Here is a 14,179-nt window from a genome sequence, read left to right as displayed (position 1 = left end):
GCCTGTCATGAAGGTGCACTGAACAAGGAGCTGTACATTGAAGATTGCAACGATTCTGGGAACCACCTTGCTGCTGGCGCCGTTGTTCGCCCAGGCCGCGACGACCCCGGCCGAGCCGGAACTGCCGGCGTACCAGAGCAGCCTGGCCAGCTACCGCTGCGAGGGTGGGGTAGAGGTGCAGGCGGCGTACCTGAACATCGATAACGGCGCCTCGTTCGCCACCCTGTATTACAAGGGCCAGCTGATACCGATGCATATCGCCCGCGCAGCCTCCGGCGCGCTGTATGTCGCCGACGACGAGCAGAACAGCTACCGCTGGCACACCCAGGGCGACAGCGGCCTGTTGAGCTTCCTGGAAGCCGACCACACCGCCAAGGAACAGCAACTGCTCAAGGACTGCCAGGAGCAGAAGACCGAGGAGCAGTAACGCCTGGCCCCCATCCGCCTGTAGGAGCCAGCTTGCTGGCGAGAGGTCGGCACGGACCCTCTGGTTTTCGCGTCGAACGCCAGTCCGTCATCGCGAGCAATCGAGCGTCGACCGGCTGCTCCTACAGAGGGGGGACGGCCATTATCTGCGGTTGAACTGCCGTCGAACGGCCAGTGTCTAGTCAAGACAAGCCTGCCGTGGAGATGTACCCGTGAACATATTCGAAGCCCTGCGTGAGAGCCATGAACGCCAGCGCGGCTACGCTGCCGAACTGATGCGCACCTCGGGGGACAGCCCCGAACGCAGCACGGCCTACGCCCAGCTCAAGGCCGAAGTACAGGCCCACGAGACGGCGGAGGAACGCTTCTTCTACCTGCCGTTGATGGAGCACGACAACGGCGTCGACCTGAGCCGGCACGCGATTGCCGAGCACCACGCGATGGACGAGCTGATGGAGGCATTGGACGACACCGAGATGTCCAGCCCGGCCTGGCTGGCCACGGCGAAGAAGCTGGTGGACAAGGTGCATCACCACCTGGAGGAAGAAGAACAGAAGTTCTTCCAGATGGCCGGCAAGATCCTCGACGACAAGCAGAAGGACCAGTTGGCCAACGGTTATGTGAAGGAATACCGGCAGCAGCTGGCGGCCGACTGAGACGGCCCTTGAAGAATAAAAAAGCCCGCGCATTGGCGTAATGCCGATCAGTTAAGGCCTTTTGTAAGCGCGAGCTTGTCTCCGGGCTGCGTTCCGACGAAGAGCTCCAGCACACCGCGTTAAACCGGGCAATACGCGTTATCGTTGACGTTTTTCGCGAGCAAGCTCGCTCCTACAGGGTTTGCGCATTACTTGTAGGAGCGAGCTTGCTCGCGATAAACCCGTACACACACATCGAACCTAGCGGTTGAAACGCTCCACCAGCGAGTACTGGGTGGTGGCGGTGCGGGTCAGTTCCTTGCTCAGTTCGGCCGAGTGATGGGCCTGCTCCGAGGTCTGGTCGGCCAGTTGCGCGATGGTGCTGATATTGCGGCTGATTTCCTCGGCGACCGCGCTCTGCTCCTCGGTGGCCGCGGCGATCTGGGTGGTCATCTCGGTGATGTTGGCCACCGCCTCGCTGATGCCCAGCAGCGCCTGGTCCGCCTCCAGTACCCGGGCCACGCCTTCCTCGGCCTGGCGCTGGCCGCTTTCCATGCTCTGCACGGCGTTTTGCGAGGAGCTCTGCAACTGGGTGATCAGTTCATGGATCTGCTGGGTGGATTGCGCGGTGCGCTGGGCCAGCTGGCGCACCTCGTCGGCCACCACCGCGAAACCGCGGCCCATGTCACCGGCGCGGGCCGCTTCGATGGCCGCGTTGAGCGCCAGCAGGTTGGTCTGGTCGGCGATGCTTTTGATCACATCGACCACGGTGCCGATCTCGTCGCTGTCCCTGGCCAGTTGCGCCACGTTCTGCCCGGTTTCGCCGACCACCTGGGACAGGCGTTCGATGGCTTCACGGGTATCGCGGGCCACTTCGCGCCCACGGCCGGTCAACTGGTTGGCGGCCTGCGTGGCGTCGGCGGTGCGCTGCACATGGCTGGCTACTTCCTGGGTGGTGGCGGCCATCTGGTTGACCGCGGCGGACACCTGCTCGGTTTCCACCCGCTGGCGGTCCAGGCCACGGGAGCTGTCGCTGGCAAGGGTATCGGAGCGGCTGGCCAGGGCATTGAGCTGTTCGGCGCTGTCCTGCAGGCGGGTGAGGCAGGTTTGCAGCCGCGCATCCTGGCTGACGAAGGCGGTTTCCAGGCATGCCTGGGGGCCGTGGGCGTCGCTGTACATCTGCGCGATCAACGGGTCGCAGGTGGACGAGTCGGCCAGTTGCAGCAGGCGCCGGGCGGCATGGTTCTGGCGCTGCATCGCCAGCAGCGCCAGGGGCACGGAGATCCCGGCGGCCACCGCCAGCGCCAGAGGCTGCGCCAGCCAGAGGCCGCTCAGGCCACCGGCCAGGCCCGTGGCCAGGAACGGCGCCCAGCCCAGCAGGGCCGGTTGCCAGCGATGCCGACGGGGGATGGCCGGCTGCTTGCGGTTGAGACGCTGGTAGAGGCCTTGCGCGCGCCGGATCTGTTCGGCGCTGGGTTTGACCCGGACCGATTCGTAGCCGACGATCCGGCTGCCCTCGAAAATCGGCGTGACGTAGGCGTTGACCCAGTAATGGTCGCCGTTTTTCGAGCGGTTCTTGACGATGCCCATCCACGGCTGGCCCTGTTTCAGCGCCGCCCACATATGGGCAAATACCGCGGGGGGGACATCGGGGTGGCGGACAATGTTCTGTGGAGCGCCGATCAGGTCGTCGCGGTCGAAACCGCTGATGTCGACGAAGGCATCGTTGCAGTAGCTGATGACGCCATGGGCATCGGTGGTGGAGATGAGTTTCTGGTTTGACCCTAAAGCCACTTCACGTTGTGTAACGGGCTGATTGTTTCTCATTTCCAGATTGCTCCCTGTGTCCTACAAAATCCATCGGCACGAGTCAGAACAATCTTAGCTAAATATTAGAAAATTCCTTGCATAACAATTGGTTGCATTCCCATTCACGAGGAATTCTGAATACTCCCGAGTGGATTTCACAGGTCGTTGAATCTGTTGGGAAAGTCTGGCGCTGAAGCAGGCCCGGGCCCGCCGAAGCGAGCCGGTGATGAAGCTTGTCGGGCAAGAAACCGCTTCAGTTGCCGTGGGCGCCAAGGGCGTATTGCAGGACTTGCAGGGCGTGGGTCAGCCGGGCCTTGCGTTTGTCGATGATGCTTGGGTCGCCATAACGCTGTGCGGCGTCGAGTTCCATCTGGCGCAATATCACCTGGTATTCGGCCTGGCGCAGGGGCGGGTTGTGCTCGAAGTGCAGGCCGTCGCAATAGTCGCTGAGCGGTTCCAGCGCCCGTTGCAGGCCGGCCAGTTGGCGCTGCTCAGGATCGGGCAGGAGTTTTTCCAGGCTGCTCTTGATGGCTTCGCCCCGGGTCAGGCAACTGCTGGTGGCTTCCGGCGGGGCCGGTTCGAGGTCTTCCTGGGCGTGGCCTGTGCTGGTTGCAAGGCCCAGCAGGGCCAGCAGGGAAAGGGAGGTGAGGGCGTTCATGAAGGTCCTTGATACGACAGGCGTGCGGGGCGCTATCTTCAAGAGCCAACGCGCGCCGGACCATCAGACACAACTGAAAAAGCCTTGGGTTATTTCTGAGTTTTCCTATCAGACCGTTGGGCGCAGCTTCAGCGCGAGCCGAGCATCCGCTCGATCACCGCCCACAATCGCGGGTCGTTGAAATCCTCGACCACCAGATGCGCGCCAGCGGCCAGCAACACCTCGGGGCTCTGGCTGGTGGCCAGGCCGACGGTGAAGACCCCGGCCCCGACCGCGGCGGTCAAGCCGGGGATCGAGTCCTCGAAGGCTATCCCGGCCTCGGCGCTGGCGCCCAGGCATTCCAGGCCGGTGAGATAGGGCAGCGGGTCGGGCTTGGCCCGCGGCAATTCCTCGGCCACCAGCACGCTGTTGAAGCGATCGCCCAGCCCCAGCACGTCGAGCATGTGCTCGGCATTGGCCCGTGGCGCATTGGTCACCACGCAGACGCCGATGCCGCGTTCCCGGGCGAAATCCAACAGGCGCAGCAGGCCCGGCATCGGCGTCAGTCGTGGCGACAGCTGGCGAAAGCGCACTTCCTTGCGGTCGGCGAAAGCCTCGTGCTCGGCCACCGAGCGCTGCGCAAACAGGTAGCGGCACATATTGGCATTGGCCTGGCCGCTGACATGGGCCGCAAACTCTTCCTGGGTGAACACCCGGCCCTCTTCCTCCAGCAACAACTGCTGCAACGCCAGCAGGTGCAATTGGTCAGTGTCGGTCAGGGTGCCGTCGAGATCGAAAAGCAGGGCATTGAGCATGGCGCGATTCCTGTCAGGGCCGGGGGCTGAAGCGGTTAAGCCAGGCATCGTAGCAGCTGCGTGGTGCAGACGCAGATCGTTTGAAGCCCTGCATAACGGACACTGCGCAGCCTTGACTGGTAGATCACAATCGACAGACTGATGCCTTTATTGTGGAACAGGACAGCTCTTGGTGGCGGCCTGGAGCGCCTTGGCGTAATCCACGTAGGTTTTCGGATCGTAGGGCTCAGCGGTTACGCTAAAGCTGGATTTGCCGTAGTAGCTGATTGATTGGTCAACCACCACGGCCCATGTACGGCCAGCGTGCTGTGCGGCCAGATAGAACTCATGGGAATTTAAATCGCTGTTCTCATCCAGTGCAGAGTAGCGGTAGCGCAGGTTCTTATACCAGTCGCGTATGCCCGTTATGGCTATCAGCGCCTCCTTGGCTGGCTCCTTGTCCGAGTCCTTCAAAAAGAAAACCCTCACATTGTTTCAAGCGAGCAATAACGTCAGGGCCAGTTTTAGCAATGTCGATGCGTCCTTTGCTCAGCTTATTTACATATGTGGACACGGACACCTTTTCTCCAATTAGTTATAGCCAATCCGACCATCCAAGAGAAGGAAAGCAACCAGACGTAGTAACCGTAGGTATAACCAGTAACAGTGAACCTGCCGTCTTCGTCGTACCAAGTAACGAGCTGTAATTGCACCGATAGTCCCGCCAGTAATGCGAGTGCTGCATAGATGAAGCTTCGCTTGACGTTCCGAGTCCGGTAAGCAGCGATGAATAAGGGGTTTGCTAACCACGCAGAGTAACCGTAGACCATTGACAGTAACCCCGATATGAATGCAAACCATCCAGGTAAAGTGTCTTGGGTGAGCGTCCCATGCAGCCAGTTATCATCTTCTTGATACACCGCTGGTAGTGCAAGGCTGAGCAGGTACAGGGCCATGCCGAAATCGCGAAGTTCGAGGCGTCGCTTGGGCCACTTCATTGTCGTGATGCTCCGTCACCAGTTGTAAAGGCCTTGGGGATGTCGTCTGCATTCTACTTGGCGGTTGTGTTGGATGACCTCATATTGGTGCTGGTAGAGAACTTTAAGGGCGGAAAGGATCAGCATCACCCTCACATCGTTTTAAGCGAGCAATAACGTCAGGGCCGGTTTTAGCTGTGTCGATGCGGCCTTTGCCATCAAGGTAAATGTCTATTGCGCTCCCCCATTTTGGCGTGATGTTTATGCATCTCCGCAGACTATTTTCATTCCACCAATCGAAGTTCATGAAGAACTTCTCATTGGGAAAAATATGCCCAGTATCATATGTGGCTTGCCCCGGAAGCATTCCTTCTTTATGGATGTTGTGCTGCGTGTTCCAGATTAGCCGAAGTTCGTCTGTACCTTCTTTGGAGTAATGGACACGTACGACGGGGGTCGCCACGTACCAGAACAACAATGGGAAAACAATGAGTGCCCCAATAACATGTCGGGTTTTAATATTTCTCGCATACATGGACACTGGCGCCATCCCCCCATTCTTCCGGTGTGACTGCAAGCACTTCGGCCATGATTGTATGTGCCGTGATGCCCCCATTTGGATACTTGTTGTAGAGTTTCATGCCGATACTAATCGAAATTCGATCAGGGACGTCATCCCATGCGCGCATCCCTTCTACGCCTTCTGTGGCATGAGGTCCTTTGAGCCTCTGATCTTCTTTGGCGACGAATATCTGTTCTCCCCACCGTCGTAATTGATCTGAAACAATCTGCTCGATCCCAGCACCATCCAAAAGGACGCCTTCAGTGAGTCCTCCAGCCATACCCACATAGCCGTAGTGAATGTTCGACCAAATATCGTAGAAGTAGTCGTACTTGCCTTGCCTGTGGCGATACCTGCCAAATTTTGCATGAATCTTCGGTTTGTGGTCCCAATCACGACCCTGGCCTACTCGTTCAGTCCAAAGGGTCATAGCTGCCGCAACGTTTGAAGCGCCGATAGCTTGAGGGCTGGTATTTCCGATTTGGGCATACCACGGCAGGCCCATTTGCTTGCGAGTCTCTTCCGCAACGTCATAGCTGAGCAGCTCTTTCATCTTCAAGACGGAAGAGTGGTGGATGTTGCTATTCATCTCATCTGCGATGTAGCTCGCCAGCTTCTCCATCATGTTCGGGTGAGTACACCCTTCAGGCCCATCGTTCGGTTCAGGCTTCTCTTCAGATGCCTTAGAGGCCGCATTGGGATCAACCAAAGCATTCGCAGCGGCGGCCTTCTCGGTCAGCTTCGGATCAGCCAACAAGGTCGCCATCTTTTCATCGTCTACCGAGCCATCTGAGCGAAACACTCCGAGCGCTGCGAAGTTGATGATGGCAGCCCCAGGAGTAGGCTCCATGACAAAGCCACCGAAGGTATTGGGGCTGCCCGTGATGATTGTCCCGCCGTGAGTGGTAGGGCTTCCTAAGAGGGCCATGGGGCGGCCATTTAGGATGATTGAGGGAAACCCTGTGGTAATGACCGCACCACAGCCGCACATGTCGCCGACTCGGGCCGCACCCATGGAGTTGATGTTTATATCTCCGGAAGCGGAAGCAATCGGGGTGGTGCCGTGACCGGGAAGAGGGCAGACATGTTTGTCGCCCAGGCGAGCGGAAGAAAGCATGGGGGGACATCATCCTTGTGTGTTGACTGATCCGTGGGGCTATGGCTCGTTGTAGAGCTTCGCGAGCTTATTCAGGCGCACCAAGGCAAGGCTTTAGGACGATTCTGAAACGTGCTGGCGCCATCGCTGCGATGGCTGATTGGTTCCCTCATCGCCGTGTATGTCTCAGAGTGGAACAGTTGTCGCGAAATTAAACGCGGCTGGTAGGCGGTTGCCTGGGGGATGCGTCCTGGTGTTTCAGCAAGTCCTTGATAAAAAACATCATTTGTAAGCTGGCACGCTCCGTGTATTGCTCAACCCAGCCGTTTCTCTTGCCTCCGTGCCCGGCGCCACCGGGCATGGCAGAAACCATAAAAACGACGCACAACAATAATAAAGCTCGCTAATAAAAAGCTCCGTGGAGGTCCGACCTTGATCAAGAGAACACTCCGAGCAGGCACGTCCAGCGGCCTGCTGGCGCTGGCGGTCTGCGCCGCCTTGCACTCCCCTCCCAGCCTTGCGGCGCGTGATGCCCAGGCCATCCTCAAGGAGACCTGCCAGGGCTGCCATACCCCGGAAACGGCGGGCGGCTTGAGTCGCATCAGCCACCAGCGCAAGACCCCGGAAGGCTGGTTGATGAGCATCGCCCGCATGCAGGTCATGCATGGCCTGCAGATCAGCGACGACGATCGCCGCACCCTGGTCAAATACCTGGCCGACACCCAGGGCCTGGCGCCGAGCGAAACCGACGGCGTGCGCTACGCCCTGGAGCGGCGCCTGAACACGGTGGAGAAGTTCGACGAACAGACCAGCCAGATGTGCGGCCGCTGCCACTCCGGCGCGCGGGTCGCCCTGCAACGGCGTCCGGCCCAGGAGTGGGAACGCCTGGTGAACTTCCACCTCGGCCAATGGCCGTCCCTGGAATACCAGGCGCTGTCCCGCGACCGCGACTGGTTCGACCTGGCGCGCAAGGAGATGGTGCCGCTGCTGGCCAAGCGTTATCCGCTGGACAACCCGGCCTGGGCCAAATGGCTGGCTAGCGCGCCCAAGGCCGAGACCCTGGTGGGCGACTGGAGCTTCAGCGGCCATCTGCCGGGCAAGGGCGAACTGGCCGGGGTGATGAGCGTCGCTGCCGATGGCAACGACACCTTCAAGGTCGGCATCAAGGGCCAGTACGCCGACGGTAGCCCGTTCAACGGCGAAGGCAGCGCGATCCTCTACAGCGGCTACGAATGGCGCGGCAATGTCAGCATCGACGGCGTGACCCTGCGCCAAGTGTTCGCTGCCAAAGGCAATGCATTGCAGGGCCGGATGTTCGAGGCCGAGCACGACGAGCGCGGCCTGGACTTTATCGCCGCCAAGCAGGGCAGCAGCCGTTTGCTGGCGGTGCAGCCGGGTTATCTGAAGGCCGGCGCAGAAGCTGAAGTCACCCTGATCGGTAGCGGCCTCACCGGCAAGCCGGGCTTTGGCAAAGGCGTGGAAGTGGTCGAGGTCATCGAGCAGAGCGCGGAGCGGATCAAGGTCAGGCTCAAGGCGGCCGCCAATGCCCAACCGGGCCTGCGCAATGTCACCGTCGGCACGCTGAAAGGCCCGACGCTGTCGGTCTACAGCAGCATCTCCGAAGTCAAGGTGGTGCCGGAGTTCTCGGTGGCGCGGATCGGCGAGGGCGGTGGCTCGACGCCGAAAGTCCAGGGCCGCTTCGATGCCGAAGCCTGGGGCAAGGGCGCCGATGGCAAGCCGTATCGCATCGGCGTGTTCCCGGCGCAGTGGAAGGTCGAGCCCTTCGACGAGCGCGCCAGGGAAGACGAGGACGTCAAGTTCGCAGGCCAGATGCAGGCCGACAGCGGTGTATTCATTCCGGGCGATGCCGGGCCGAACCCGCAGCGCAAGATGTCCACCAACAACGCCGGCAACCTCAAGGTGATCGCCGCCGTCGACGACGCTGGGAAATCCCTGACCGGCGAAGGCCACCTGATCGTCACCGTGCAACGCTGGAACAATCCACCCATCCCCTAAGGCGCGGTCCGTGATTGACGACACCCTTTCGGAATGACCGCAGGCCCCCGCCAAAAGGGGGCCGGCACAGGAGGTTTGCAATGGGCGCTATCTTGAATCTGGTCGAACGCAACCTGCACGAAGTGCAGGTCGATGCCGACCGCATGTTGTTCCATATCCCCAGCAGTTCGCTGTTCGCCAGCGATGCCTTGACCGGCAGCATCATCGATGCCCTGCGCGGGCCGGGCTGCTCTTCCACTGACCTGATCCAGCGGCTGGCCAGCCAGTACGACGGCGAGGAAATCAACGAGACCCTGCGCGAGCTGATCGCCCTGGAGCTGGTCAGCGACGGCTCGCCACTGACTGAGGAATGGACCGTCAAGCGGGTCGAGCGTACGGCGATCAACACCGTGGTGCTCAACGTCAACACCGGCTGCAACCTGAGTTGCACCTACTGCTACAAGGAAGACCTGGACAAGCCCTCGGCGGGCAAGAAGATGGACGTCGAGACGGCCATCGCCTCGGTGGAAATGCTGCTCAAGGAGTCCCCCGACGAGGAGCGTTTCACCGTGGTGTTTTTTGGTGGCGAGCCGCTGAGCAATCGCAAGCTGATCGAGTACATGGTCGACTATTGCGAGCAGCGTTTTCGCGAGGCGGGCAAGTTCGTCGAGTTCGTCATGACCACCAACGCCACGCTGCTCACCGAAGAGACGGTGGACTACCTGAATGCCCACCGCTTTGGCTTGTCGGTGAGCATCGACGGGCCGAAGACCGTGCACGACCGCAACCGCATCACCGTGGGCGGGCAGGGCACCTATGACGTGGTGCGGCGCAAGGCGCAGATGCTGCTGGCGCGCTACGACAGCCGCCCGGTCGGCGCGCGGGTGACCCTGACCACCGGGGTCACCGATGTGGAAACCATCTGGGATCACCTGTTCAACGAACTGGGTTTCGCCGAAGTCGGGTTTGCCCCGGTGACCTCGGGCGACATCAGCAGCTTCAACCTCACAGGCGAAGAACTGATCGAAGTCTTCGCCAGCATGAAGCGCCTGGGCCGGCGCTACCTGGAGGCGGCCCTGGAGCATCGCAATATCGGTTTCTCCAACCTGCACCAGCTGATCACCGATATCCACGAAGGCCACAAGAAGGCGCTGCCCTGTGGCGCCGGGCTGAAGATGCTGGCGGTCGACCACAAGGGCGAGCTGAACCTGTGCCACCGCTTTACCGGCTCATCGCTGCCGACCTTCGGCAACGTGCGCGAGGGCGGGGTGAAGCAGATGGAGCTCAACGACTTCCTGTCCCAGCGCCTGGACCGCAGCAACACCGGCTGCGACAGCTGCCGCATCCGCAACCTGTGTTCCGGCGGCTGCTACCACGAGAGCTACGCCCGCTACGGCGACCCGGCGCACCCGACCTATCACTATTGCGAACTGATGCGTGACTGGGTGGATTTCGGCATCGAGGTCTACAGCCGGATCATGGCCCGCAACCCTGCGTTCATCAGCAGTTACATCACTCCGCGCAAGGCCCACTGACATGAAACATCTCAAGCCGATCAATAACAAAGCCCAGAAACTGGAACAGGCCGCCGACGAGAACCGTATCGAAGAGGTGGTCGCCATGAGTTCGGTGGCCGGTTGTGCCTCGACCACCGACCCGGGCTGGGAAATCGATGCCTTCGGTGGCGTGTCGTCCTTGTGCCAGCCGATGGAGGCCGACCTCTACGGTTGCTCCGACCCTTGCTGGTGGCCGGCCCAGGTGCCGGACATGATGAGCACCTACCCCGACTGGAACAAGGATGCCCAGGCCTCCAACGAGAACTGGCGCAACCTCGGCACCGTGTTCCCTAAAGACAAGTAATCGGTCAGTAGAAGGATTCCAGCATGCGCTTGATCAATGCCTGCGGCCTGGCCGCTTCCGCCGTCCTGGGGGCCTGTTCCCTCAGCGTCCTGGCCGATGACAACAGTGACAAGGCCCTCAACGCCGGCCATGAATACATGGTCACCACCAACTATCCGAACAACCTGCACGTGATCGACCTGGCCAGCGACACGCTGTACAAGACCTGCAAGATGCCCGACGCCTTCGGCCCCGGCACCGTGCAGCTGGCGCCGGACCGCAAGGTCGCCTACGTGCTGAACAACCACTACGCCGATGTCTATGGCGTCGAGCTGGACAGCTGCAAGCAGGTGTTCCACGCCAGCATCACCCAGCAGCCGGGGGAGAAGGCGCGCTCGATGTTCGCCTTCACCGTCAGCCACGACGGCAAGGAGCTGTACACCGTGGCCAACCCGACGCTGATGCTCAACGACCGTTATGAGGTCAAGCCGCCGCGGCTGGATGTGTATGCCACCGACGACGGGCTCAAGGCCAAGCCGGTGCGCAGCTTCCCGGCGCCACGGCAGCTGACCATCATGCAGAGCGGTGACGACGGCTCGCTCTATGTGGCCGGGGCGGATGTGTACAAGGTTGACGTCAAGACCGGCAAGTTCGATGTACTGATCCCCAGCCGCCACTGGAAACGCCCGAACTACAGCGCGCCGGACGTGCTCTACGTGTGGAACCAGCAGACCTGGCGCCATGATTTCTCGCTGCTCTACACCGCCGCCAAGTTCAAGGACCAGAAACAGGACCCGGCCAGCGCCGAGTACCTGTACGGCCTGTTCAGCATCGACTTGAAAACCGGCAAGAGCGAAACCACCGACTTCGGTCCGCTGACGGAAATCTACTTCAGCGGCATGCGCTCGCCGAAGGACCCGAACCTGATGTTCGGTGTGCTCAACCGCCTGGCCAAGTACGATATCCGGCAGAAAAAACTGCTCCAGGCCGCCACCCTGGACCATTCCTACTACTGCATTTCGTTCAACAAGGCGGGCAGCAAGATCTACCTGGCCGGGACCTTCAACGACGTGGCGATCTTCGATGCCGACAGCCTGAAGCAGATCGGCAGCATCAAGCTGCCGGGCGGGGACATGGCGATCACCACGGCCCAGGTGTTCGAGCGCTAGCCATCGCGAGCAAGCTCGCTCCTACAGGAACGGCGACGCCCTGTAGGAGCGAGCTTGCTCGCGAAAAATCTGAAGATCGCCGCCGATTCAATTCCCCGGCACCGGGCAGCCGAGGTCGCCTTCCTGGCACTTGAGGTAGGTCTTGAACGCCTCGACCCGGGCCTTGGTCAGGTCGGTGGTGCAGTTGCTGTAGATCAACGGGTAGACGCTGCCACCGGCCACCCCGGAGGCGGCGAACCCGCATTCCGCATCCCGAAAAGCCACCCAGGCGCGCTGGGCGCCGACCAGCAGCTTCTTGCCGTCCGGGTTGTCCTTCAGGCGCTGGGTGATGCGCTGGTAGAGCGTATTCAGTTCCTTGTCCGCCACCTGGTGCTGCTCGGCGGCGCACTGGTTCATGGCGGCCTGGGTGCTGGCGTTGGCACAGTCGGCGGCCTGGGCCAGCGGGGTGAGCAGCAGCGGCGCCAGGGCCAGGAAAATACGTGGGTTCATAGGGACTCTCACAGTGAAGGGGGACACGCCGACAATGGGCATCGCTCGATGTTGGCGCCGCGCGGCAAGGGCCGCCGGTCAATCGTCGTCATAATCGCCGCCGGACAACTCGAAGGCCGCGGCCTCGACCGCGCGGACCGGTGACAGGCTATAGGGCGCGATCTTCAGCCTGTCGAGGCGCCGGCCGTATGCCTGGTTGAAGTCGTCATGAAACGCGGCGAAATCGGCAGACGCGATCAGGGTTCTGATGTCCTCGATGTAGGAACGGTAGTTTTCAACCTTGCTCATGTTGGTCGTGGCATCGCTCGTTGCCCAGACTCGCGCGACCTTCGAATCCCAGATCGGGTAGAGCTGCGGGCGCAGAAAGTGCAGGAGCTTGGAGGTGCCCACTACCGAGTGCAGGCTGTTGGCCAGATCCTGCATCTGCGCCGTGTCGATCAGGACGTCTGACTCCAGGGCACAGGCGAGGGCGGCCGAGGCTTTATCGACATGTCTGGCATTCACCCGGGCCACCCTGGGCATCCAGCCGTAGCACATTGCCGATAGCTGCAGCAGCAGGTCGCCACTGTTGTGGGAACCGGCCAGGGTCCTGGAGGCGGCCAGCAGGGCGGGGTAGGAGCGCAGGTAGGTCAGCGACTGAGGTGTCAGTTCGATCAGCGGCTCGTCGATCAGCCTGATCGCCCGGCGCAGTTTTTCCAGGGTGATTGCGGGGGATGTCTGGGTCATCGGAGGCATTCCATTTCTGTTGTCCGCTGTTCTCACTACCGCGTTGGGCAGCGGCGAGGTAGCCATTGGCGAGTGGCGAGCTTAGCCCTGTTTTTCGGCGGCAGGGCGAGGGATTTCAATCCGTGCTTGGCCGGGCGGTAAAAAAATACGCAACTATAAGGTTGCGTTTTTCACGAAAGCGTCTAGGGTGTGATCACTGGAGGTGACCCATGAACTCATCAGATCGCATCGAAAGAAAGATCCTGCTCAAGGCAACCCGTTCTCGTGTCTGGGCCGCGCTGGCGAATGCCGAGGCGTTCGGCAGCTGGTTCGGCGTGGCGCTCGCGGGCCAGCGTTTTGTCGTCGGGCAACGCACCCGGGGGCAGATTACCTATCCCGGGTATGAACACCTTGTCTGGGATGTGCTGGTGGAGCGGCTGGAGCCCGAACATCTGTTCGCCTTCAGCTGGCACCCGTACGCGGTGGAGCCTGGAGTCGACTATTGCGCCGAGCCCAGCACCCTGGTGCAATTCGAGCTCGAAGACCTGGACGGCGGCACCTTGCTGCGGGTGGTCGAGTCGGGGTTCGATGGCATTCCACCCGAACGACGGCTCAAGGCGTTTCGCATGAACAGCCGCGGCTGGGACGAGCAGATGAACAATATCGAGACCTACCTTGGCCCCTGATACCCCTTCCACATCCCTGCTGCCAGTGGCGGCATCGCTGGACGGCTCGGCCATGATCTTCGCGGCACTGGGCGACGAGACCCGCCTGCGGCTCGTCGCCATTCTGTGTGGCGGTGGCGCCCTGTCGATCAGCCAGTTGACCCTCGGCACCGACATCAGCCGCCAGGCGGTGACCAAGCATTTGCAGGTGCTGGCGCAGGCCGGGCTGGTGCGCGACGCCAAGCTGGGGCGCGAGCGCCTGTGGGCCTTCGAGCCGGACCGGCTGGCCGAGGCTCGGCGCTCGCTGGAGGTGATCAGCCAGCAATGGGATCATGCCCTGGGTCAATTGCAGGCCTTTGTCGAGTCATAACGGAAAGAGTC

17 protein-coding genes are annotated in these 14,179 nt (G+C 61.2%); 8 read left to right on the top strand and 9 right to left on the bottom strand.

Annotated features, from left to right (window positions below; all coding sequences use genetic code 11):
- Positions 1-37: 37 nt before the first annotated feature.
- Positions 38-427, top strand: coding sequence for an MliC family protein (locus tag J4E58_RS17950; RefSeq protein ID WP_007921876.1), 390 nt, complete (start codon positions 38-40; stop codon positions 425-427).
- 211 nt (positions 428-638) lie between these two features.
- The gene (locus J4E58_RS17945) at positions 639-1,082 is read left to right on the top strand and encodes a hemerythrin domain-containing protein (protein WP_087091787.1); all 444 of its coding nucleotides are present in this window, start codon (positions 639-641) and stop codon (positions 1,080-1,082) included.
- Between the two features lie 240 nt (positions 1,083-1,322).
- Here the strand turns inward: J4E58_RS17945 and J4E58_RS17940 are convergent, their stop codons facing one another.
- The 7 genes from J4E58_RS17940 to J4E58_RS17910 all read right to left on the bottom strand — a co-directional run bounded on the left by J4E58_RS17940 (position 1,323) and on the right by J4E58_RS17910 (position 6,957).
- Positions 1,323-2,828 carry a PAS domain-containing methyl-accepting chemotaxis protein gene (locus J4E58_RS17940; RefSeq protein WP_404943269.1) on the bottom strand — a complete coding sequence of 502 codons (1,506 nt, stop codon included), beginning with the start codon at positions 2,826-2,828 and terminating at the stop codon, positions 1,323-1,325.
- A gap of 295 nt (positions 2,829-3,123) precedes the next feature.
- Complete coding sequence (locus J4E58_RS17935; protein WP_087091785.1) at positions 3,124-3,528, bottom strand: DUF1090 family protein; 405 nt, start codon at positions 3,526-3,528, stop codon at positions 3,124-3,126.
- Positions 3,529-3,656: 128 nt separating this feature from the next.
- Positions 3,657-4,322 carry an HAD family phosphatase gene (locus tag J4E58_RS17930; RefSeq protein WP_087091784.1) on the bottom strand — a complete coding sequence of 222 codons (666 nt, stop codon included), beginning with the start codon at positions 4,320-4,322 and terminating at the stop codon, positions 3,657-3,659.
- A 147-nt stretch (positions 4,323-4,469) separates the two neighbouring features.
- Positions 4,470-4,775 carry a hypothetical protein gene (locus J4E58_RS17925; RefSeq protein ID WP_143481900.1) on the bottom strand — a complete coding sequence of 102 codons (306 nt, stop codon included), beginning with the start codon at positions 4,773-4,775 and terminating at the stop codon, positions 4,470-4,472.
- Positions 4,776-4,855: 80 nt separating this feature from the next.
- Complete coding sequence (locus tag J4E58_RS17920; protein ID WP_087091782.1) at positions 4,856-5,299, bottom strand: hypothetical protein; 444 nt, start codon at positions 5,297-5,299, stop codon at positions 4,856-4,858.
- A gap of 103 nt (positions 5,300-5,402) precedes the next feature.
- Positions 5,403-5,813, bottom strand: coding sequence for a hypothetical protein (locus J4E58_RS17915; RefSeq protein WP_087091781.1), 411 nt, complete (start codon positions 5,811-5,813; stop codon positions 5,403-5,405).
- A complete protein-coding gene (locus J4E58_RS17910; protein ID WP_087091780.1) occupies positions 5,794-6,957 on the bottom strand; it encodes a polymorphic toxin type 44 domain-containing protein in 1,164 nt (387 codons plus the stop codon). The genes J4E58_RS17915 and J4E58_RS17910 overlap by 20 nt, the downstream gene beginning before the upstream one ends.
- A 414-nt stretch (positions 6,958-7,371) precedes the next feature.
- Between J4E58_RS17910 and peaA the strand changes: the two genes are divergently transcribed.
- The 4 genes from peaA to peaD all read left to right on the top strand — a co-directional run bounded on the left by peaA (position 7,372) and on the right by peaD (position 11,939).
- Positions 7,372-8,952, top strand: coding sequence for a quinohemoprotein amine dehydrogenase subunit alpha (gene peaA / locus J4E58_RS17905; RefSeq protein WP_087091856.1), 1,581 nt, complete (start codon positions 7,372-7,374; stop codon positions 8,950-8,952).
- 80 nt (positions 8,953-9,032) lie between these two features.
- Positions 9,033-10,466 carry a quinohemoprotein amine dehydrogenase maturation protein gene (peaB, locus tag J4E58_RS17900; RefSeq protein ID WP_087091779.1) on the top strand — a complete coding sequence of 478 codons (1,434 nt, stop codon included), beginning with the start codon at positions 9,033-9,035 and terminating at the stop codon, positions 10,464-10,466.
- Between the two features lies 1 nt (position 10,467).
- Complete coding sequence (gene qhpC, locus J4E58_RS17895) at positions 10,468-10,791, top strand: quinohemoprotein amine dehydrogenase subunit gamma (RefSeq protein ID WP_007921889.1); 324 nt, start codon at positions 10,468-10,470, stop codon at positions 10,789-10,791.
- 23 nt (positions 10,792-10,814) lie between these two features.
- Positions 10,815-11,939, top strand: a complete 1,125-nt coding sequence (gene peaD / locus J4E58_RS17890; protein WP_087091778.1) for a quinohemoprotein amine dehydrogenase subunit beta — start codon at positions 10,815-10,817, stop codon at positions 11,937-11,939.
- 87 nt (positions 11,940-12,026) lie between these two features.
- Here the strand turns inward: peaD and J4E58_RS17885 are convergent, their stop codons facing one another.
- Positions 12,027-12,428: a lysozyme inhibitor LprI family protein gene (locus J4E58_RS17885; RefSeq protein ID WP_087091777.1), complete on the bottom strand. Its 402-nt coding sequence runs from the start codon at positions 12,426-12,428 to the stop codon at positions 12,027-12,029.
- 78 nt (positions 12,429-12,506) lie between these two features.
- Positions 12,507-13,154 (bottom strand): hypothetical protein, encoded by a 648-nt coding sequence (locus J4E58_RS17880; RefSeq protein ID WP_087091776.1) that lies wholly within the window; start codon positions 13,152-13,154, stop codon positions 12,507-12,509.
- Between the two features lie 209 nt (positions 13,155-13,363).
- Here J4E58_RS17880 and J4E58_RS17875 point away from each other — a divergent pair, with 209 nt between their 5' ends.
- Positions 13,364-13,819, top strand: a complete 456-nt coding sequence (locus tag J4E58_RS17875; protein ID WP_087091775.1) for an SRPBCC family protein — start codon at positions 13,364-13,366, stop codon at positions 13,817-13,819.
- Positions 13,809-14,168 (top strand): helix-turn-helix transcriptional regulator, encoded by a 360-nt coding sequence (locus tag J4E58_RS17870; RefSeq protein ID WP_081002323.1) that lies wholly within the window; start codon positions 13,809-13,811, stop codon positions 14,166-14,168. Before J4E58_RS17875 ends, J4E58_RS17870 begins: the two co-directional genes overlap by 11 nt.
- The last annotated feature ends 11 nt before the right edge of the window (positions 14,169-14,179 follow it).

It is taken from the genome of Pseudomonas sp. FW305-25, assembly GCF_017351415.1.
Classification (GTDB): Bacteria; Pseudomonadota; Gammaproteobacteria; order Pseudomonadales; family Pseudomonadaceae; genus Aquipseudomonas; species Aquipseudomonas chlororaphis.
Note: the sequence above shows the minus strand (reverse complement) of the source record. Positions and strands in the feature narration are given on the sequence as shown.